Consider the following 19,863-nt stretch of genomic DNA (forward strand, 5'->3'; position numbering starts at 1 on the left):
TGGGACCCGTCCCCCGGCTTGGACAAAGGATCTTGCCTAGAGGACCTTCAGCAGTCCGCCGTCGATGACGTAATCGCTGCCGGTGACGTAGCCGGCGGCCGGGGAGGCGAGGAAGACGATCACGTTGGCGACTTCCTGCGGGGTGCCCCAGCGGCCCAGAGTGACGTTGATCTGTTCGGGCAGGTCGGTCATGAGCTGCTGGTAGTCCGCGCCGCGGGCTTGGCTGACGCGCGGGCCGTACTCATCCCAGAGGGGAGTGCGGATGAGCGCGGGCGAGACGGTGTTCACCCGGATGCCGCGCGGGCCCAGCTCGTCGGCCAGGCCCTTACTGAAGGCCGTGAGCGCGGCTTTGGAGGCGCCGTACCAGTGCGGCCCGGAGGCCGGCCAGTGGGCCACACTGGTGGAGACGTTGACCACCGCCTCGCGCAGGCTGGGCAGCAGCGCCCGGGTGATGCGCACGGCGCTGAAGAAGTTGAGCTCGAAGGCTCGCTGCCAGGTCGAGTCGGAAAGGTCGGGCAGTCCACCGAGGTCCAGACCTGCCAGCCCGCCGACGCCGTTGACGAGCAGGTCGACGCCGCCGAGCTCGCTGTCGGTGACCCGTCGCAGTTCCTCGACACCTTCTGGGGTGAGCAGGTCGGCCTCGACGGTGATGGCGCCGGTCTGCTTCAGTTGATCCGTGACCGTGCGGTCGGCGCCGAGCACCGTCACCCCTTCGGCGATCAGAGTGCGGACGACCGCGCCCCCGATACCTCCGCTGGCGGCCGTGACAACGGCGGTCTTCCCAGCAAGCTGCAGATCCATGATTTTCTCCTCACATCCGTTCGTTGCCCTCACTGTGCCGGGCACCGCTGACGATCGGCTGGGGGTCGACTGAGGGCTCTCAGACAGGCGCAATCCGGCACTACGGCTGGCGTGCGCCATACGGACCTCTGCCAAGTACGAGCGGCGGCCAGCCCCTGTTGGCGCACCGCTGCCATCTGGCGAACGTGGTGATGTGGACCGCGTCCGCGACCTGATCGCGGCCCGGTCGTGAGCCGACCATCAGCGAACCGTGCGTGGCGGTCGGCAGAGTGGGGCACATGAAAGCACTGATCTTCAACCCTGACCTGTCCTTCGGCGTCGTTCCCGACCCGGTCCCGTCGCCTGCACAGGCGCTCGTCCAGGTGTCGGCCGTTTCTCTCAACTTCGGGGAGATCGCCTTCAGATCCGCGCAGATTCGCCCCGACCACGTCTCGGGTTGGGATGCGGCCGGAGTGGTCGTGCGGGCGGCCGCCGACGGTTCGGGGCCCGCTGTGGGCGCCCGTGTGGTGACGTTCGGCTGGTCGGGGGCGTGGGCCGAGTTGCGGGCTGTGGACACCACTGAGCTGGCCGTCGTACCCGACGACGTCGATCTGGCCTTGGCCGCTGCCCTGCCGGTCGCGGGTGTCACCGCGCTCCAGGCGGTGCGACGGCTCGGCTCGGTGCAGGGGCGCAGAGTGCTGGTCACCGGGGCGTCGGGCGGCGTCGGCAGATACGCGGTCCAGCTGGCCGCCCGTGCGGGGGCGCACGTGATCGCCTCCGTCGGGAGTGCGTCGCGGGCCGAGGGACTGCCGGAGCTGGGCGCGGCGGAGGTGGTGCTCGGGCCCGCCAACCTTCGCGGCCGGGTGTACGGCGTGCTGGACACCGTGGGCGGGCAGCAGCTGGCCGAGGCGTTCTACCGGTTGGAGGACGACGGCGTGATCCAGGCCATCGGGAGGGCCGCCAAGGAGCCAACAGTGATCGACTTCGAGGAGGCGGGGAGCCGGTCCCTGCGCGGACGGATCGAGAACTTCAACGTGAGCACCCCGTTCGCCGACGACCTCGCCGAACTCGTCGGCCTCCTGTCCAGGAGCGAGCTGGACGCTCAGGTGGGCTGGCGCGGCCCGTGGGACCAGGCCATGGCCGCGGCGGACGCTCTCCTGACCCGCCGGGTCCAGGGCAAGGCCGTCCTCACCCTCCCTTGAGAAACAAGCCCTGGGAGGTCACGACGAACTGCTCGGCGAGTTCGCGGGCGCAGACGGCGGGGTTGTGCCGTCGATCAGCAGGAGGACCTGGTCGGCCGCGGGTGCCGGCCGGGGATGCCCGCGGGCGGTGAGGTCGGGCCGGCTCATCATTCATGACGCGACCCGCAGGAACGATCTCGCTGAGAACGGGGCTGGAGCCGCGTGTCGAGATCGTTCGGACGTGGGTTTGTCGGCGTTGGAGGCATCCTGTTCGAGCACGAGTGTCAACAGACGCTCGTTATCGGGGTCCAGAGCTTCGGCGTGCTGGTGTGGGCGGTTCTGTCAGTGATGACGTCGTTTCGCTGGAGCGCCGGTTGCCGCTCCAGCGTTGAGCGATGGTCTGCTCGATGCCGAGCAGGGCTTCGAGTTGCTGTGCGGACAGCGACTCGGTGAAGTGGCGGTGGATCGAGGCGAGATGGGCCGGGGCGGCCTCGGCGTAGACCTGCCGGCCTGACTCGGTGAGCACGATGTCGTCGCCGCGGCCGTCGAGCTCGCAGGCTTGGCGGGCGATCAGCCCTCGCCGTTCCATCCGGCCGAGCTGGCGGGACAGCCGGCTGTGGGCCCAGTTCATCCGGGCGGTGAGACCGTTCACCCGGATGCAGTGCTCTCCGCCGGACATCGCCGCCACGGCGTCCAGCACGTCGTAGTCGGCCATCGACAGGCCGGCGTCCCGCTCCAGGTCACGCGCGATCTCCGCGTCCACGAGCAGGTGCAGCCTGCGGTAGGCCGCCCAGGCCTGGCGCGCGGTCTCGTCCAGCTGTCGCGGTCTCGTCATGTGAATCATTGTAAGGAATTCTCGTGACATGTAACCAAACCTCTATCGTCTTCGTTACACGTAACGAACATGGCGAAAGGTGTCCACGATGCCGATCGAGCAGCGCATGATCAAGGTCAACGGAGTCGAGCTGAGCATGGAGTCCTTCGGGCGACCTGTGGATCCGGCGATCCTGCTGGTCCATGGCGCAGGTCACTCACTGCTGGCCTGGGAAGAGGGCTTCGTCCAGCGGCTGGTGGCCGAGGGTCGATACGTCATCCGCTTTGACAGTCGGGACGCAGGCCTGTCGACGAGTTACCGGGCGGGAGCGCCGTCGTATGGGCTGCGCGACCTGGTCGCCGATGCCGCCGGCCTGATCGACGCCCTCGGCCTGAGCAGCGCCCACGTCGTCGGCATGTCGCAGGGCGCGGCGATCGGTCAGCTTCTGGCGCTCGATCACCCCGGCCTGGTCGCCTCGCTCACCCTCGCCTCCTCCACGCCCGGCGGACCCGGGCACGAGTACCCGGACTTGCCTCAGATGTCGGCGAAACTGCAGGCCCTGTTCGCCGAGGAGGCCGCCGGGCCCGACTGGGCCGACCGGACCGGCGTCATCGAGTACCTGGTGGAGGCCGAACGCCCGTTCGCCGCCGCCTCCAGGCCGTTCGACGAGTCAGGCATGCGGACCGTGGCCACCCGTGTGGTCCACCGCACCGCGAACATCGCCGCCCAGCTGACCAACCCGTACATGATCGACGCCGGGGAGCCGTGGCGGAGCCGGCTCGGGCGGATTACCGCGCCGACGTTGGTGCTGCACGGCACCGAAGACCCGCTGTTCCCCATCGAGCACGGCCGCGCCCTGGCCAAGGAGATCCCGGGCGCACGCTTCGTGGCGATGGCGCAGACCGGCCATGAGGTCTTCCCCCGCGCCCAGTGGGACACCGTCGTCCCCGCCATCCTCGAGCACACCAAGGCCCGCTGATGCTCGCCATCGCACTGGCCCTCGGTGCAAGCCTCGCATGGGGAACGTCGGACTTCCTCGGAGGGCTGAAGAGCCGAAAGACCCCCCTGCTGTCGGTGCTGCTCATCTCGCAGATCACCGCCCTGGCCCTGCTCACGGTCATCGTGGTGGTGCGGGGCGCGAGCCCGCCGGACGCCGCCTCCCTCGGCTGGGCCGCCGCCGCCGGGTTGGGCGAGGCGATCGGTGTCGCGGCCCTGTACCGCGGCCTGGCCGTCGGCAAGATGAGCGTCGTCGCTCCTGTCGCGGCGACCGCGCCGGTGGTCCCGCTGGTCGCGGGGCTGGCGGCCGGTGAGATTCCGGGCCCGATCCAGTGGGCTGGGCTCGCGCTGGCCCTCATTGGGCTGATCATCTCCTCGGGGCGGCCGGGCGGTCACCAGGTCTCGAGCTCCCGGTCGCTGCCGAGCATGCTGTACGGCCTGCTGGCGGCGTTAGGCTTCGGGACCTTCTTCTTCGCCATGGACAGCGCCAGCGATGGCGACGTCGGCTGGGCGCTGCTGACGGCCCGCCTCGCCGCGGTGGCCGCCATCGCGACCGTCGTCATCCTCAAACGCCATCGCCCGACCGTGCCGAAGACCGATCTACCCGTGATCGCCGGGATCGGTGTCCTCATCATCACGGCCGATTTCCTGTACGCCGCCGCCTCGACCCTCGGCCTCGTCGGCATCGTCGCCGTGCTCGGCTCGCTGCACACCCTCATCACCATCGCCCTGGCACGAATCTTCCTCAACGAGCAGCTCAAGCGAGCCCAGCAGGCAGGAATCGCCACCTCACTCATCGGGGTTCTGGCCATCTCCCTGACGTAACAGACTCAGACGAACACAGACCAGCGAGTGTTCTCGGTGGTGGCGTTCACCGAACCGGGCGCGGCAACGGCATTCACAGCCGGCCACCGGGCGGCCACGGGGCTGCCGGCATGTATCCAGCCCAGCGAGTGCTGCTCACCGCCCATCTCGACGGGATGTGGTGACCAGGCGCGAGATGAAGCTGTTGGAGAGCCGGCCGAGCGTGTGGAGGCAGCCGACCGGGCCAGAAGCGAGGCGGTCCTGCTCGACATCCTTGCCGGGGTGATGAGCCGGGGTCTGGAGAGGAAGCCCGGTGACCAGCTGTGGTTACGCGGGTCGACATCCCGTCAGGCGGCGTCGAGGGCTTCGGTGATCTTGCGGATCATGTCGGCCATGGTGGGGCTGGGCTGGCCCTTGTGGGTCTGAGCGGCTGCTTCGATGGCGACGATGACGGTGCGGCGGAAGTTGTCGGCCTCCGCCGGAGTCTGCTTCTTGAGCAGGCTCATGGCTGCCGTCAGGGCCGGCAGCACCTGGTCGGCGAGTTCGGCCACGGACTTGCCGTACTTCACGCCCTTGGGGGCCTTGGTGAGCACGTGCCCGGCCAGGCCGGTCGCGGAGGTCAGGGCGATGGAGCCGTGAGTGGCGGCCCTGTGGGGCGAGCCGGCGGCGCCGGCGGCGGCCATCAGCGAGATGGCGCCCCACGCGGCGAGGCGGAGGGTGGTCTTGTCCTGGTCGGTGAGGGTGATGGACATGGTGGTGTGCTCCTTCGTATCTGACATCCAATGGAATGCGGTCCTGTTGGTGCCCGGGGCCCGGGTTACTCAGGTCGGGTCGCCCGAGTGGATCTCACCGGCCTTGAGGGCTCCATCGCTGAACCGTTCATGGCGTCAACTTTCGCCGACCGCTCTGATACCGGGCCGTCGCCGTCCTGACACGGTCGCTGACGCGACACCGCATCAGGCCTGATCGCCGCGGGACCTCCGCCCGACGGGCGCGCCGCCCGACGCGGCCGTCACCACCGGCTCCTGGCGGGCACCGTCGACGGCAAGCCATGTACGTGACAACGGGCTGCCATCAGTACATGAAGCCGTCTTCGATCATTGGCCGTGCTGGGGATCCACCCCTCGCCGCGGTGCGCGATTCGGGCACGCCCGAGAGACGAACCCACCTTCTGCGGGCGGCACACTGACCGTCAGTGGGATCGTGTGACTGGAGAGGTGGGAGGGGCGGAGGTTCCAAGCGGGACCATGTCCTGACACGATTGGGTCATGGTGAGTATTGGTCAGGTGGTCATCGGCGTCGACGACATGCGACGGGCCGTCCGATTCTGGAGCCAGGCGCTGCACTACATCCCCCGCTCAGGGGCGGTGACGGACGACTGGACCATCCTCGATCCGGTCAACGGTCTCGGCACTCCGCTCGCGCTCGACGTCAGCGTCTCCCCCGTGCAGGAACATCCGAGGATGCACCTCGACCTGTTCACCGAGAACGCGCTCGAACACGCCGCCGAGGTCGAGCGGCTGATCGCCCTGGGCGCGCAGAAGGTCGACTGGGACCTCTATCCCGCCGACCCCGACTTCACGGTGCTCGCCGACCCCGAGGGCAACCGGTTCTGCGTGATCGACCTCAGCCACGGCTGACGCCCCGACCGGCGGTTCGACAGAAATGTCCGCGCGGTGTCAGAGGCCGTGGTGGAGCTGATACGGTCGGCGGACCACCACGTAAGACGCCATCCCGCATAGTGAGACACAGCATGGTCCAGGCCCCCGCCGTCGCGCAGCCCTCGAGAACGCGCATCGCCGCCGCCAGCCTCATCGGCACCGCGATCGAGTTCTACGACTTCTACATCTACGGAACCGCCGCCGCCCTGGTGCTCAACACCGCCTTCTTCCCCGAGATGGACAACCTGGCGGGCAGGCTCGCGGCCTTCTCGACGTTCGCCGTGGCGTTCGTCTCCCGCCCGCTCGGCTCGGCGATCTTCGGGCACTGGGGTGACCGCATCGGCCGTAAGTCCATGCTGGTCGTCTCGCTGCTGCTGATGGGCCTGTCCACGGTCGCGATCGGGCTGCTGCCGGCTACACCGCCATGGGCGTGGCCGCGCCCGTGCTGCTGGTGCTGCTGCGGTTCACCCAGGGCATCGGCCTGGGCGGCGAGTGGGGCGGCGCGGCGCTGCTGGCCACCGAGCACGCCCCGCCGGGCAAGCGCGGTTTCTACGCGATGTTCCCGCAGCTCGGTCCCTCGGTCGGGTTCATCGCCGCCAACGGCCTGTTTCTCATCCTCGGCGCCGTCCTCACCGACGAGCAGTTCGTGAGCTGGGGCTGGCGGCTGCCGTTCGTCGCCAGCCTGCTGCTCGTGGTGATCGGCCTCTACGTTCGGCTGAAGATCTCCGAGACGCCGGTCTTCCAGGCGGCGATGGACGAGCGGAAGATCGCCAAGGTGCCGTTCGTGGGCCTGATGCGCCACCAGTGGCGGCGCGTGCTGCTGGGCGCCGGCGCGATGGTCATCACCTACACCCTCTTCTACACCGCCACCACCTACTGCCTGTCGTACGGCACCGCGACGCTGGGGATCCCGCGCACCACGATGCTGGCGCTGACCATGATCGGCGTGCTGTTCATGGCCGCGGGCACGGTCGTCTCCTCGCTGGTCTCCGACAGGCTGGGCCGACGCCGTACGCTCATCGCGGGCACCGGTGTCGCGATCGCCTGGGGGCTGGTGATGTTCCCGCTGATGCAGACCGCCTCCGTCCCGCTGGTCGGGCTCGCGCTGTCCGGAGCGCTGGCGTTGATGGGTCTGATCTTCGGCCCGATGGGCGCGTTCCTGCCCGAGCTGTTCCGCACCGAGTACCGCTACAGCGGCGCCTCCGTCGCCTACAGCCTGGGCGGCGTCCTCGGCGGCGCGGTCCCGCCGCTGATCGCCACCCAGATGCAGGCCGGCGGCCTCGGCGTGTTCTCCGTCGGCGTGTACGTCTCCGCCATGGCGGTCCTCAGCCTGCTCTGCCTGCTCGCCCTGCCCGAGACCGGCGAGGAGAGCATGTAGCGTCAGCCCTCGCCGAACTGGCCGGGGAACATCAGGGCCAGCTCGCGCGGGTAGGCGGCGATCAGCCGCAGCTCGTCGTCGGTGAGCGGCCTGCCGGTCATCGCGTTGCACAGCTGGACGAGCTGGAAGGCCAGCTCCTCGTCGGCCGGCTCGACCTCGAGCCCGTCCATGACGTGCCTGAACCCGGCTTTCCCGCCGTACTCCCCGGTCAGCACGACGCGCCCCCTGCGCGCGTGCCAGTCGGAAGGGAAGGGGCCGAGCGTGCTCTCGTCGTAGAGCTCGTAGTTGCCGTGGTCCTTCAGTGCGCCGTCGGCGTGGATGCCCGACTCGTGCGCGAACGCGTTCACCCCCACCCCCACCTGGTTGTACGGCAGCGCCTGCCCGAAGGCGTAGCTCGCCCACAACGCGAACCTGCGCGCCCACGACAGGTCGAGCGCGTCGCCGATCTCGGCGCTCAACCCGAAGCCGTGGCGGAAGGCCAGGATCGCCGAGAGCAGGTCCGCGTTTCCCGAACGCTCGCCGATGCCGTTGACGCAGGTGTTGATCCAGGCGTCCTGCCCCGCCTCCAGATCGCCGAGCGCGCCCGACACCGAGTTGGCCACCGCCATGCCCAGGTCGTTGTGGCAGTGGGTCTCGATCGGCATGGCCGTGGCGGCGGCCAGCTTGGCGAAGCGTTCGCGGATCCTGTCGGGGGTGTCGCCGCCGATCGTGTCGCAGTAGCGCACCCTGTCGGCCCCCGCCTCCTTGGCCGCCAGTGCGAACTCCAGCAGGAAGCCGTCGTCGGTGCGCGAGCCGTCCTCGGCGTTGACCCCGATCGTCTCCGCGCCCGCGCCCTTCGCCACCGCCACCGCGGCGGTCATCTCCCTGATGATCGCGGCCCGGTCCAGCCTGCCCCTGAACTTGTTCTGGATCATGTAGTCGGAGGTGGAGATGGACAGGTTGTAGTGCCTCAGCCCGAGCGGCACCGCCTTCTCCACATCGCTCGGCACGCCCCTGCACCATCCGCTCAGCCGCAGCTCTCCCATCGCCCCGGCCTCCGCCAACGCGACCTGGGCCCTGACGTAGGGAACCTCGTGGAAGAGGAAGGGGAAGCCGATCTCCGACTGGGCCACGCCGAGCCTGCCCAGGTAGAAGTTGACCATGGTCTTGCCGAACTTGGACAGGCCGGTGCGGGCGGTCTGCACGCCGTCCCTGTTGGTCACGTCGAGGAAGTGAATCTGTGGCATGGATCCACGTTGACATCATCACTAGACGTGTATCAATATTGATTTTCGTCAACATTCGGAGGATGCGGTGGAGTGGATCGACGCGGCCACGGCGGCCGAACGGCTCGGCGTGAAGCCCGCCACGCTCTACGCGTACGTGAGCAGGGGGGTGCTGCGCCGCAGGCACGGCGAGGACGGGCGGCGCAGCTTCTTCGACGCGGCGGAGGTCGAGCAGCTGGCCAGGCGGGGACGGCCGCGCAACCCGCCCCCCGAGCTGGTCATCGAGTCGGCGATCACCGCGCTGGGCGTCGACAGGCCGTACTACAGGGGGATCGACGCGCTCGACCTCGCCAGGAGGAGCCCCTTCGAGGCCGTGGCCGCGTGGCTGTGGGACGTCGAGGAGGAGGACGCGCTGCCGCCGTGGCAGGGCGACCCGCAGGGGATCCGCGCGGCGGCAGAGGCGCAGAGGGGTCTGCCGGAGGGGTTGCTGCCGCTCGACCGGTTCCAGGTGATCACCACGGTGCTCGGCGCCACCGACTCGCTGCGCTACCAGCTCGCCCCCGCCTCCGTCGCGGCGACGGGCCGCCGCCTGATCGCGGGCCTGGTGGACGCCCTCCCCGCCCAGCCCACTGTGTACGCCCCGGCCAAGCGGCTCGGCCGAGGCGCCCAGGAGATCTCGGCAGGGGGGAACGCCGCGGCATCCGACGAACCTCTCCCTGGTGGAGGGTCATCGGGCGGTGGAGGGGCACCCGGTGGGTCAGGCGGTGGGCTGCCCTCAGGTGGGTCGATCGCGGCGCGGTTGTGGGGGCGGTTGACGCCTCGCGTGCCTGACCCCGCTCTCCTGTCCGCCCTCCAGGCGGCGCTGGTCCTGCTCGCCGATCATGAGCTGGCCGCCTCCACCCTGGCAGCGCGGGTCGCCGCCTCCGCGAAGGCCGATCCCTACGCCGTCGTCCTCACCGCCCTCGGCGTCCTCGGCGGCCCCCTGCACGGGGGCGCCTCCTACGGCGCCGAACGGCTGCTGGCCGAGGTCGCCGAGCCCTCCCACGCCTCCCGCGTGATCACCGAGCGGGTACGGCGCGGCGAACGCATCCCCGGCTTCGGCCACAGCGTCTACAAGAACGGCGACTCCAGGGCCACCGTCCTGTTCGAGATCCTCACCCACGCCGCCCCCGGTCATCCCGCGCTGGACGTGGCGCAGGCCGTCAGGAAGGAGCTGCGCCGCCGCAGGCTGCCCGACCCGAACATCGACTTCGCGCTGGCCACCCTCACCTCCCTGTCCGGAATGGTCCCAGGCGCGGGAGAGGCGATCTTCGCCGTGGCCAGGACCGCTGGCTGGCTGGCCCACGCGATGGAGGAGTACGCCAAGGGGACGCTGCTGCGTCCGCGCGCCTCCTACATCGGCCCGCCCCCACGCTGACGGCCGCCACCGGATGTTCACCCGCCGGTCGCCCGGCAGCGCGTGAGCGCCCGCTAGGGTCGTGCCGCAAGATCGACTTGGGGGTCGGGGTGACAGCGGAGTTTCTGGTCGGGCAGGCCTCGCTCGAGGCGGCGGCGCGGGGCATGGAGGAGTCGGCCGTCGCGCTGCGGCGCCACGCCGACGACCTGCTGGCGAGCGTGCGCGGCTCGGGCCTGTCGGCCTGGGGCGGCACCGGCCTGGGGCTGAGCGTCGACGGGCTCGCGGACCTGGCCGGCGAGGCGTGCGCGCAGCGTGAAGATGTGCCGCCTCGGCGTCGCTAGTAGCCGCGGGTGCGGCGGGCGGCGGGCCTGATCCTGCGGGCCAGGCCTCGCCCGCGGAAGGCGCGCAGGATCTCCGCTCCCATGATCACCCCTGCGCCGATGCCGACGGCGATCGACAGCGCCTCGATCAGGTGCAGCGCTCCCGCGGAGACGTTGTCCAGGCTCAGCTCCAGCATGCCGCGATACAGCGCGCTGCCCGGCAGCAGCGGGCCGATCGCCGGGATCACGAAGACGGCCGAGGGGACCCGCACCCTGCGCGCGTACGCGGTGCCGAGCAGGCCGACCACCGCGGCGGCGATCGCCGTCGCGCCGATCAGCGGCACGCCGTGCCTGGCCAGCCACACGAACGTCAGCCAGATCAGCCCGCCGCCCAGCGCGCCGGGCAGCAGATAGCGCGGCGGCACGAGCAGCGCCACGGCGAACGTCAGGCTCAGCCCCAGCGCCCCCGCCAGCTGCGGCGGCGCGAGGGTCAGCGGCGCGGACGGCACGCTCTCCACCGTGATGGGCACGCCCAGCCGGACCGCGACGGCCAGCGTGGCGCCGATCCCCGCGATCACCGCGGCCACGATGAACACCACCTCGGTCAGCCTCGCGGTCGCCGTGACGTACTCGCCCGCGATGCCGTCCTGGACGCACGCCACCAGCGGACGGCCCGGCAGCAGCGCGACCACCGCGCCGACCACCACCGCGGACGCCTCGACGGGCACGCGCATCGCGATGAGCAGGACCGCCACCAGCGAGCCGAACATGGCGGCCACGGCGAGCTGGAAGAACTCCGCCACCCCCCTGCGCCCCAGCCACGCTCCGGCTCTGTCGCCCAGCACGGTCGCGACGAACGCCGCCGCCGCCACGGTGAGCCCGCCGCCGATCAGCACCGCCGCCGACGCCGAGATCAGCGCGAGCGCGGTCACCACCGCCCAGTCCGGGTAGACCCGCACCCGCCTGGTGATCGTGCGCAGCCGCTCCTCGGTCTCGCCGAGCGGCAGCTCACGCGTGGCGACCTCGCCGACCAGGTGGTGGACCGCGATCAGCCGGTCGTAGTCGGGGTGCCGCCTGCGCACCCGCCGCTCGGCCGTCGTGGCGGGCCTGCCGTCGTCGGGCACGTGCGACAGCGTGATGGCCGACAGGTTCACGTCCGCCTCGACGTGGCGCATGCCGTACGCCTCGAGGATCCTGCGCATGGCGCCGCCGACGTTCTCGGTCGCCTCGCCGCTGCCGAGCAGGAGCTCTCCGACCCGCAACGCCAGCGCCATGGCTCGATGCCCCTCGGCATCCGAAGCGGTGAATGTCATCGCACGGCGTCATACCCCCTGATCAGAGCTTTGATCAGGAAGGGGTGACTCGCCCCTGCCCACGTACGCGGCCAGGGCGCGGACCCTTTCGGCGTGCTGGTCGTGACCCACGATCACCGGAGGCTCGTTGTAGGCCATGGCGTCGGAGCTGCGCCGCAGCTTGATGTACTGCCCGCAGGCGTCGATCGCGTAGGGCTCCATGTCGTCCTGCAGCGCACCGATCACCGTGATGCCGTACGTCTCGCCGATCCTGCGGAACAGCGCCACCGCCTCCCTGCGGTGCTCCTTGCCCAGGTTGCGCCCGAGCTCGTCGAGGACCAGGCACAGGTGGCCGCCGCCCGACGACGCGATCGCCGCCGCGCAGACCAGCTTGACCGCCTTCTCGTCCATGAGCGCGGTGTTGGCCCTGCGGTTGTACGGCACGAAGCCCTGTCCCTCGCCGCGCCGCCACTTCGGCGTGACCCGCCACTGCCAGCGCTGCTCGGGGTCGGCGGGCGCGGGGGGCACGGGGAACTCCAGCGTCGCGCCGTAGCCGCCGTAGGAGGTGTCGAGCTTCTCGAACTCCTCCGCCACCCGCGTCAGACGCGACTTGATCGCCGCCGTCAGCGCCGCCCTGTGCACCGCGGTCGACTGGGCGGCCTCCTCGGCGCCCTTCTCCGCGGCCGACAGGTCGCGCTGCCGCGTCACGATCTGCGACTCGATCTGGCGGCGCTGGTGCTTCTCGTACTCCTCCTGCCCGCGCAGGTAGGAGGCCAGCGACCCGCACACCGCCGCGAACGTCGCCTGCTCCCTGCTGGAGCGCCCGGTGCGCTCGCTCATCAGGAAGCGCAGTTCCTCGGGCACCTCCTCCTCGTCGTCACCGGGGAAGGTGTCGCGGAAGGCGCTGTCGAGATGGCGTTCGGCGACCCGCCACCACTCCTCGGCCGAGCGCGGCCGCTCCTCCTCGGGCAGCGCCGCGATCCACTCCCTCGCGCCCTCGACACTGCCGCCCCAGTCTCGGCCCAGCTCCTCCAGCCGCAGCCCTTCGCGCTCGGCCTTGACCCTGGCCGCCTGGTCGCGCGCCTGGGCGCGCTCGGACTCGTGCCTGCCCCTGCGGCCCTCCATCCGTTCGATCTCGAGGTCGCGGGTGCGGGCCCTGAAGTCGAGCGAGCCCGCCTGCTGCTCGGCCGCGGCGACCGCGGGGGTCAGCTCCTCCAGCGCACCGGTCAGCTCGGCGAGCCTGGCCCGCCGCTCGGCCAGGCGGCGCTCGATCCCGTCGAGCTGAACGCCCGCCTTGGCGCCCTCCAGCCTCCGCTGGGCGGTCGCCACCCGCTCCTCGCAGGCGCCCACGACCTGGGCGGCCTCCTCCTGGACGTCTCGTGCCCTGTTGAGGCGCTGCTCGGCGGCCTTGATGCGGGCCTCCCTGCCGGTGGCGACGCCGTCGAACGCGCCGACCACGCTGACGCCCGCCGAGCTGACCAGGACCGAGCCCGGCAGGCTCTTCAGGGCCTCGGCCGCCGCGGCGAGGTGGGCGGCGTCGACGATCACGGCGTGCTCGGTCGGCCATCCGCGCAGTTCGTCGAGGGCCGAGGCGCGCGTGTGGTCGCGCGCCTGCTCGGCCACGTCGAGGGAGTCGAGCAGGCCCGTCGCGCTCACCCCCGCGGCGGCGAGGGCGGTGAGCTGGGCGGCGGCGGCCAGGCCCTCGGCGTCGTCGAGCGCCGCCTGCGCCGAGGCCACCTCGCGGTCGGCCACGCCCAGCGCCTTGAGCGCCTCGTTCAGCTCCACCCGCGCCGCGGCCAGCTCACGCTCGGCGGTGGGCACGTCGCGCCCGTCGGCAAGGCGCCGCGTCTCCTCCAGCGACGGGATCAGGCCGCGCAGCTCGTCGGCGGAGTTCTCGGCGACCGCGCGGTCGGCGTCGAGCTTGGCCGCCCTCGACTGCAGGACAGCCAGCTCCTTGCGAGCCTCGACCACCATGCGGTCGAGGGTGTCGTCCTTGAGCGTGGCGATCTCGGCCTTGACCATCGCGATCGCCTCGGCCGCGCTCTCCTGGGCCGACTCCAGCGTCTCGAGCTGGGCGGCGAACGCCTCGTCGCGCTCGGCCGCGTCGGCCAGCCTGCGCGCCTGGCGGCCCCTCCAGCACCTCAGCGCCTCGGCCAGCCTGACCCTGGCCTGGTCGCGGCGGTCGAAGGTGGCCAGCAGGGCGCTCGACTCGGCCTCGAACTCCTTCAACCGCTCGCCCGCGTGGGCGGCCCTGACGCGCCTGGCGTGCTCGTCGCGCCTGGCCTCACGCTCCTGCTCCAGCTCGGCGTCGAGGCCCGTCAGCGCGGCGATCGCCTCGAAGACCCGCTCGGGGGAGATCTCGTTGAGCGGCTGCGACAGCAGGTTGGTGGCCACCTTGCTGCGTACCGAGGTGGACAGGAACGACACGCAGCGGACCCGGTCGCCGTACAGGACCTTGGTGAGGTCGCGGGCGACCACGTCGCGGCGGCCCGCCGACCTCGGCAGCGAGGCCCACACCTCGTCGGCCCTGGCGACCCGCTCGGCCTCGGAGCTCGCGGCGGCCAGATGGACGCCCTCGCGCCAGCGGATCTCCAGGTGCGGCGCCTCCTGGTTGACGCGCAGCCATACGGTGACCGGCCCGTCGGAGGCGTCGGGCTCGGGGAAGAGCGCCTCGCCGTCGGCCGGCGGTTCGGCGCCGTGAGGCTCGCTCGGTTCGGGGGTGTCGTAGCCGTCGCGGCCGGAGGGCCCGAAGACGCCCACGATGTAGCCGTGGTCGGCGCTGGCCCACTGGCGGCCGCCGGCGCCGCTGGCCAGCTCGGCGTTGAACAGCAGCTCGGAGACCGCCTTGGCGCCCGAGGCGAAGCGCCACTGCTCGTCGCCGAGCAACGCGGTGATCGAGGCGATGAACGACGACTTGCCCGCGCCGTTGGAGTCTTTCGGCCCCGCCCCCGCCACGACGATCAGCGTGCCGGGCACGGTCGGCACCGGATGGGTGGACAGCCGTGAGATGTTGACCGCCTGCACGGCGATCAGCACCCGATCGCCGACGACGTTCTCCGTCAGAGCCACTTACTCGTCCCCCGTCTTCCGCTGTGCTCGTACGGCCGCCGCGAGAGGCGTGTGCGGCCCCGCGGCGAGGATCAGCTCTTCCTGCAGGCGCCGCCGCGCCGCCTGCGTCAGGCGGTGGAACTGCGGTCCCGGCACGTAGCCGCCCGCCTCCTCGCCCGCCTTCACCTGCGCGAGCAGCCCCGCGTGGCGCAGCACCCTCAGCGCCGCCTCCAGCTCGCCGATCGGCAGCTGGGTGTGGCGGCGCAGCTCGTCGACAGGGGTGGCGTGCGGCGAGAGCCAGCTGTCCTCGGGCAGCAGCCCCTCCGCGCGCGGGATCGCCACCGAGTGGATCAGCACCAGCGTCAGCACCGCCCGCTCGCTCTCGCCGAGCGCCGTGCCCGTCTTCGCGGCCACGGCGTCGTCGTAGCCCGAGGTCCACCGCTCGCGCTGCTGGATCAGCGTGCGCCCGCGCCTGGCCAGCATCTCGGCCAGCACGCGGCGCGGCGCGGGATCCCTGAGCGCGGCGAAGCGCGACTCCTGGACGGGCTCGGCGGCGAACTCCAGCGCCATGAAGGCCGCCACCACCTCGGCTCTGCGCCGTTCGTCGAAGGCGTCGAGCAGGTCGTCGAACTCGGCCCGCGCGCCGTCGATCCGCCCGGCGTGCGGCTGCGCCAGGCTCTGGTCGTCGGGGCCGGCCGCCTCGACCAGGTCGGCGTCGCGCAGGACGGTCAGCTCTCCTCGCTCGGGCTCGGGCAGGCGGCGCATCAGCTCCTTCAGCTGCCCGTAGGACTCCACGGGCCAGGTGGCGCACCTGGGCCCCAGCCTGACGAACCCGTCGGCCATCACCACCCACGCCGAGTCGTGCAGGCGGCGCAGCGCCCCCACCGCCCAGTTGCGCATCACGTCGTCGGTGCGCCCGATCAGCGCCCTGTAGGTGTCGAGCACGCGCTCCACCGGCGCGGTCGCCCCCGGCCATGGGTCGGCCGACAGGTCGCTCCAGCAGCACTTCAGGCAGGCGGCCAGCACGCGTCTGGTCTCGCCGGGCCGTTCCACCGGCGGCGGGCTGACCTGGTACTCCTCGAGCAGGGACGGCGTCACCCCGTCGGGCCACACGGGGACGGCCAGCCCCGCCAGCCGTACCATGCCCGCGGGGGTCGCGGCCCCCTCGGCGAGCGGCAGCGGACCCGCGGCCCTGGCCGCGGCGTGGGCGTGGGCGGCGGTCATGAGGTGCGCTCCAGGAAACCGTGCGACAGCCAGGCGGGCTCGTGCGAGGGGTCGACGGAGAGTTCGTCGGACCAGGTCAGCCGGTAGGGCAGCTCGGGACGCAGGTCGACGCTCGTCAGGTCGGCCAGCAGGCGGCGGGCGGCGGGCCAGTCGGAGGCGAGCAGGTCGGACAGCGCCACCCTGTCGGCCCCGCCCAGCGCGGACTCGGCCAGCTCGGCCAGCCGCTCGACGGCCGCGCCCGGCGAACGGTCAAGGGAGTCGGCGGGGCCTGGATCGGGCAGGTCGGAGCGCGGCGGGGTGGGCTGGGCCGGCGCGGGCCTCGGGCTCTCGTCGACGGCGCGCACGATCGCGGCCGGGTCGTGCCACGGCGCCGGAGCGTCGAAGACGAACCCGTCGAGGACGGCGGCCAGCCGCTCCTTCGAGGCCGTCTGCGCGAAGGTGCGCCAGGTCTCGGAGGGCAGGAGCGTCAGGTTGCGCGTCGTGCCCGCGGAGTCGGCCAGCCGCCCCGCGGCGCGGCGCGAGGCGTCGCTGTAGGCGTAGATGGCCGCGCGCAGGTCGGTGCAGACCCTGTCGAGCTCGGGCCAGCGGGTCAGGATCGTGCCGTGAAGGTTCTGCGCGCGACGGGCGATCTCCTCGGTGCCCCACAGCTTGGGCGCCTGCTCGCGCAGCTCCTCGATGGTGCCGGTGGTGAGCGTGATCAGCTCGAGCGCCCACAGCCTGAACGCCCTGGCCAGGTTGACCGCGCTCTGCCTGGCCTGCTCCATCGTGGTGCGCGGGTCGGCGACGTTGAGGTCTTCGAGCGCGAGCAGCCTGTGCATCTCCGACTGCCCGCCGTCGTCCATCATCCGCCTGATGAACATCAGCCCGACCACGCTGGTGAAGGAGGCGCGGTAGCGCAGTTGGTTGGGCTTGGGGAACACCTCGCGGACGGCCCCGAGCCCCTTGAGCACGCGCAGCCTGTTGTCGAACTGGTCGGAGGGGTAGGCGCGGCAGGCGAAACGCATCTGCTCGTGCGTCAGCCACTCCTCACCCGCCTCCGCGAACGCGGCGAAGAGGGTCTCGGCGATGTCGACCATGGCGGGATCGTCGACGACCGCGCCGCTGTCGCGGGCCAGGGCCGCGAACATCCTGCGGTAGGTCGACAGCACCGCCTCCTCCGAGAGGGCGGCGTCGAGGGTCAGAGGCTGTTCGGACACGCGCTCTAAGGTAGGGCCTGGCCCCGACAGTCTTGGACCTACATCGCGGGAGTCCTGCCACCGGCTACGCGAGCACGCTAAGGTGAGCCCCGTTAAAAGGGGGACATAAGCGCATACGGGTGGAGTTGCTGTGCGTGGGGATAAGATCACCGCGCTGGTCGCGGGCGGGGTGGTCGCGGTCCTGGCGGTCGCCGCAGCAGTGTTCGGCGTGGGCGTCTCGAGCGCCAATCCGAAGCTGGCCGACGTGGGCGCATGGCTGTGGACCAAGGCCAGAGGCAAGGTCGTCCACGTCAACGGGTTGTCGGGCGAGGTCGACGGCTACCTGAACGACAAGCGGGGCCGGCCGATGAAGGTCGTCCAGGACGGCTCCAACGTGCTGCTCGTCGACGACAGCACCGGCTTCGTCAGCAGGATCGAGCCGAGCCAGCTGACCGTCTCCCAGACAAGGAACTTCGGCGCCGCCGGCCTCCAGCTGGTCGTCAGCGGTTCCACCGCCTACGCCGTCGACCCCGAGGGTTCGGTCCAGCGGATCGACCCCGTCACGCTCAACTCCGTCGGCGCGCCGCTCGACCTGCCGGGCCCGCTCGGCTCGGCACGCATCGACGGCGGCGGCAGGCTGTGGGTGCCGGTGACCGCGACGGGCGAGGCCGTGCCCATCAGGGCGGGGGTGAAGGAGCGGGCGGTCAAGGCCGGCGAGGCGGGCGAGGAGCTCTCCGTCACCATCGCGGGCGGCCTGCCGGTGATCACCAACACCCGAGCCGCCTCCACCATCGTCATCGGCGCGGACGGCGGAGCGGGCGAGATCACGCTCCCCAAGGAGGTCGCCCAGGCCGCGGAGGGCGGCGTGCTGACGCCGGCCTCGACGGAGGGCTCGCTGGTCCCGATCCTGACGCCGGGACGGCACGGCCTGCTCGTGGTGATCGACACCATGTCCAACGCCGTCCTCACCACCAAGCTCGCCGTGGCGGACGCGGGCGTGCCGCAGGTGCTCGGCACCAAGGTCTACGTCCCCGACCAGCGCGCCGGCGCGATGATCGTCTGGGACACCGCGGCGGGCGGCGACCCCGTGCGCATGCAGGTGGCCGAGCGGCCGGGCCCGATCGAGGTGTTCGTCAAGGACGGCCTGCTGTGGGCCAACGACGAGAACGGCGACAAGGCCGTCGTGATCGACCCCGAGGGCCGCAGGCACGCCGTCGACAAGGACGACACCGACGTGCCGGGCCCCACCCGCACGCCCAAGCCGCGTCCCACCCCGAAGACGGTGCCCAGCAGCACCGCGCCCGACCTCGACCCCGACCCCACGGAGAACGCGGAGGAGCCCACGAGGACGGTGGAGGCGGAGCCCACCAGGTCTCCGCAGAGCAAGCCCACGCCCTCGGAGACCCCCACCCCCACGCCGACCCCGTCGCGGACCCCGACGCCGACCCCGTCTCCCACGGCTCCCGGCGCGCCCGGTTCGGTGTCGGCGAAGTCGGGCCCAGGCAAGGTCGACGTGATGTTCAGCCCTTCGACGGGCGGCAAGGTCGAGAAGTACACGCTCAAGGCGTCGGGCGCCGGCAAGGTCACCCCCGAGTCGGTGGGTCCCGAGGGACCCTTCCAGTTCGAGTACACCTCCGACCAGTGCGCCGCCGTCTCCTTCACCGTCGTCGCGCACTGGGAGGGCGGCGAGGTGGAGTCGCAGTCGAGCGCGTCGGGCATGCCGTGCGTCGCGCCGGGGGCGCCGACCAACTTCCAGGCCAAGGCCAAGAACAAGGGCGCCGACCTGTCGTGGGGCGCGCCGGAGAACGCCGCGGGACAGGGCGTCACCTACGCGCTGTCGGGCGCGGCCACCAACGACGCCATCCAGGGCACCTCGTTCAGCGCCGAGGGTCTGAAGAACGCGGCCAAGCACGAGTTCACGCTGAAGGCGAAGAACGCGGCAGGGGAGAGCCAGACGACCGCCACCACCAGCGTCGACCTCGCCTATCCCAAGAAGGCCTACCAGAACGCCAACAACAACAAGACGGACTCACTGATCCAGTGCGGTCCCCAGGGTGGGTGCAAGGTCGGCGAGATCCCACAGGGCCAGTACATCTCGATCACGGTGATCTGCCAGACCAGGGGCAAGTCCGTGACCGAGGAAGAGACGGGGGAGACCACCGACGTCTGGAACCGGATCGAGTGGAACGGCGGCACCGCCTACATCAGCGACACGCTGATGGCCATCCCTGGAAGCGGGCTGGCCGCCGACGGTCTCTACGAATGCGAGAACTGAGTTGAGCTACCCCGACACCGCGGCCATGGCAGGGCAGTTCGCGCAGCGCTTCCAGCTGATGGCGGGCAACATCGAGCGCGCCATCCGAGGCAAGCGCGAAGCCGTCGAGCTGGCCCTGGTCTGCCTGTTCTCCGAGGGACACCTGCTCATGGAGGACGTGCCGGGCACCGGCAAGACCACGCTCGCCCGCTCCGTCGCCGCCAGCGTCGACGCCGAATGGCGGCGCATCCAGTTCACCCCCGACCTGCTGCCCAGCGACATCACCGGCGTGTCGATCTTCAACCAGGCGCACCAGAAGTTCGAGTTCCACCAGG

The 19,863-nt window shown here is 71.3% G+C and carries 17 protein-coding genes and 1 pseudogene; 10 read left to right on the forward strand and 8 right to left on the reverse strand.

Going from position 1 to position 19,863, the window contains the following annotated elements:
• Positions 1 to 36: 36 nt before the first annotated feature.
• A complete protein-coding gene (locus tag ABFX50_RS27435; protein WP_346150205.1) occupies positions 37 to 801 on the reverse strand; it encodes an SDR family NAD(P)-dependent oxidoreductase in 765 nt (254 codons plus the stop codon).
• A gap of 278 nt (positions 802 to 1,079) precedes the next feature.
• Between ABFX50_RS27435 and ABFX50_RS27440 the strand changes: the two genes are divergently transcribed.
• Positions 1,080 to 1,982 (forward strand): zinc-binding dehydrogenase, encoded by a 903-nt coding sequence (locus ABFX50_RS27440; protein WP_346150206.1) that lies wholly within the window; start codon positions 1,080 to 1,082, stop codon positions 1,980 to 1,982.
• Positions 1,983 to 2,259: 277 nt separating this feature from the next.
• Here ABFX50_RS27440 and ABFX50_RS27445 read toward each other — a convergent pair whose 3' ends face one another.
• A complete protein-coding gene (locus ABFX50_RS27445; protein WP_346150207.1) occupies positions 2,260 to 2,796 on the reverse strand; it encodes a MarR family winged helix-turn-helix transcriptional regulator in 537 nt (178 codons plus the stop codon).
• Between the two features lie 88 nt (positions 2,797 to 2,884).
• Here ABFX50_RS27445 and ABFX50_RS27450 point away from each other — a divergent pair, with 88 nt between their 5' ends.
• Positions 2,885 to 3,754 carry an alpha/beta fold hydrolase gene (locus ABFX50_RS27450; RefSeq protein ID WP_346150208.1) on the forward strand — a complete coding sequence of 290 codons (870 nt, stop codon included), beginning with the start codon at positions 2,885 to 2,887 and terminating at the stop codon, positions 3,752 to 3,754.
• Entirely contained in the window at positions 3,754 to 4,596 is an 843-nt protein-coding gene (locus ABFX50_RS27455; protein ID WP_346150209.1) for a DMT family transporter, read from the forward strand. Before ABFX50_RS27450 ends, ABFX50_RS27455 begins: the two co-directional genes overlap by 1 nt.
• A 326-nt stretch (positions 4,597 to 4,922) precedes the next feature.
• Here ABFX50_RS27455 and ABFX50_RS27460 read toward each other — a convergent pair whose 3' ends face one another.
• Positions 4,923 to 5,327, reverse strand: a complete 405-nt coding sequence (locus ABFX50_RS27460; protein ID WP_346118568.1) for a hypothetical protein — start codon at positions 5,325 to 5,327, stop codon at positions 4,923 to 4,925.
• Between the two features lie 516 nt (positions 5,328 to 5,843).
• Between ABFX50_RS27460 and ABFX50_RS27465 the strand changes: the two genes are divergently transcribed.
• The 3 genes and pseudogenes from ABFX50_RS27465 (at position 5,844) to ABFX50_RS27475 (ending at position 7,614) form a co-directional block, all read left to right on the forward strand.
• Positions 5,844 to 6,215, forward strand: a complete 372-nt coding sequence (locus tag ABFX50_RS27465) for a VOC family protein (protein ID WP_183645842.1) — start codon at positions 5,844 to 5,846, stop codon at positions 6,213 to 6,215.
• A 113-nt stretch (positions 6,216 to 6,328) separates the two neighbouring features.
• Positions 6,329 to 6,586, forward strand: a pseudogene (locus ABFX50_RS27470) (MFS transporter); the annotation flags it as partial.
• Positions 6,587 to 6,666: 80 nt separating this feature from the next.
• Entirely contained in the window at positions 6,667 to 7,614 is a 948-nt protein-coding gene (locus ABFX50_RS27475) for an MFS transporter (protein ID WP_346150210.1), read from the forward strand.
• 2 nt (positions 7,615 to 7,616) lie between these two features.
• On the opposite strand, the gene ABFX50_RS27480 is transcribed toward ABFX50_RS27475, so the two are convergent.
• Positions 7,617 to 8,840 (reverse strand): homocitrate synthase/isopropylmalate synthase family protein, encoded by a 1,224-nt coding sequence (locus ABFX50_RS27480; RefSeq protein WP_346150211.1) that lies wholly within the window; start codon positions 8,838 to 8,840, stop codon positions 7,617 to 7,619.
• A gap of 67 nt (positions 8,841 to 8,907) precedes the next feature.
• Here ABFX50_RS27480 and ABFX50_RS27485 point away from each other — a divergent pair, with 67 nt between their 5' ends.
• Positions 8,908 to 10,236 (forward strand): citrate/2-methylcitrate synthase, encoded by a 1,329-nt coding sequence (locus ABFX50_RS27485; protein WP_346150212.1) that lies wholly within the window; start codon positions 8,908 to 8,910, stop codon positions 10,234 to 10,236.
• A gap of 89 nt (positions 10,237 to 10,325) precedes the next feature.
• The gene (locus ABFX50_RS27490) at positions 10,326 to 10,556 is read left to right on the forward strand and encodes a hypothetical protein (RefSeq protein ID WP_346150213.1); all 231 of its coding nucleotides are present in this window, start codon (positions 10,326 to 10,328) and stop codon (positions 10,554 to 10,556) included.
• Here ABFX50_RS27490 and ABFX50_RS27495 read toward each other — a convergent pair.
• Genes ABFX50_RS27495 through ABFX50_RS27510 form a run of 4 tightly spaced genes read right to left on the reverse strand, consistent with a single transcriptional unit; the run spans position 10,553 to position 17,295 of the window.
• Entirely contained in the window at positions 10,553 to 11,848 is a 1,296-nt protein-coding gene (locus ABFX50_RS27495) for a threonine/serine exporter family protein (RefSeq protein WP_346150214.1), read from the reverse strand. The two genes, ABFX50_RS27490 and ABFX50_RS27495, sit on opposite strands and share 4 nt — an antisense overlap.
• A 9-nt stretch (positions 11,849 to 11,857) precedes the next feature.
• Positions 11,858 to 14,896, reverse strand: coding sequence for a coiled-coil domain-containing protein (locus ABFX50_RS27500; protein WP_346150215.1), 3,039 nt, complete (start codon positions 14,894 to 14,896; stop codon positions 11,858 to 11,860).
• Complete coding sequence (locus tag ABFX50_RS27505; RefSeq protein WP_346150216.1) at positions 14,897 to 16,099, reverse strand: hypothetical protein; 1,203 nt, start codon at positions 16,097 to 16,099, stop codon at positions 14,897 to 14,899.
• Positions 16,096 to 17,295: a hypothetical protein gene (locus ABFX50_RS27510; RefSeq protein WP_346118554.1), complete on the reverse strand. Its 1,200-nt coding sequence runs from the start codon at positions 17,293 to 17,295 to the stop codon at positions 16,096 to 16,098. Before ABFX50_RS27510 ends, ABFX50_RS27505 begins: the two co-directional genes overlap by 4 nt.
• Positions 17,296 to 17,425: 130 nt before the next feature.
• On the opposite strand from ABFX50_RS27510, the gene ABFX50_RS27515 reads away from it, so the two are divergent.
• Positions 17,426 to 19,549, forward strand: a complete 2,124-nt coding sequence (locus ABFX50_RS27515; RefSeq protein WP_346150217.1) for a fibronectin type III domain-containing protein — start codon at positions 17,426 to 17,428, stop codon at positions 19,547 to 19,549.
• 25 nt (positions 19,550 to 19,574) lie between these two features.
• A partial coding sequence (locus tag ABFX50_RS27520) for an AAA family ATPase (RefSeq protein WP_346150222.1) occupies positions 19,575 to 19,863 on the forward strand: 289 nt, incomplete at its 3' end.

The organism is Nonomuraea recticatena (assembly GCF_039533245.1).
GTDB classification, from domain to species: Bacteria; Actinomycetota; Actinomycetes; order Streptosporangiales; family Streptosporangiaceae; genus Nonomuraea; species Nonomuraea roseola.

Coding starts and splice junctions, on each gene's coding strand:
- ABFX50_RS27445 (WP_346150207.1), bottom strand. CDS start 2,796: ATGACGAGACCGCGACAGCTGGACGAGACCGCGCGCCAGGCCTGGGCG.
- ABFX50_RS27440 (WP_346150206.1), top strand. CDS start 1,080: ATGAAAGCACTGATCTTCAACCCTGACCTGTCCTTCGGCGTCGTTCCC.
- ABFX50_RS27465 (WP_183645842.1), top strand. CDS start 5,844: ATGGTGAGTATTGGTCAGGTGGTCATCGGCGTCGACGACATGCGACGG.
- ABFX50_RS27435 (WP_346150205.1), bottom strand. CDS start 801: ATGGATCTGCAGCTTGCTGGGAAGACCGCCGTTGTCACGGCCGCCAGC.
- ABFX50_RS27455 (WP_346150209.1), top strand. CDS start 3,754: ATGCTCGCCATCGCACTGGCCCTCGGTGCAAGCCTCGCATGGGGAACG.
- ABFX50_RS27505 (WP_346150216.1), bottom strand. CDS start 16,099: ATGACCGCCGCCCACGCCCACGCCGCGGCCAGGGCCGCGGGTCCGCTG.
- ABFX50_RS27495 (WP_346150214.1), bottom strand. CDS start 11,848: ATGACATTCACCGCTTCGGATGCCGAGGGGCATCGAGCCATGGCGCTG.
- ABFX50_RS27460 (WP_346118568.1), bottom strand. CDS start 5,327: ATGTCCATCACCCTCACCGACCAGGACAAGACCACCCTCCGCCTCGCC.
- ABFX50_RS27480 (WP_346150211.1), bottom strand. CDS start 8,840: ATGCCACAGATTCACTTCCTCGACGTGACCAACAGGGACGGCGTGCAG.
- ABFX50_RS27450 (WP_346150208.1), top strand. CDS start 2,885: ATGCCGATCGAGCAGCGCATGATCAAGGTCAACGGAGTCGAGCTGAGC.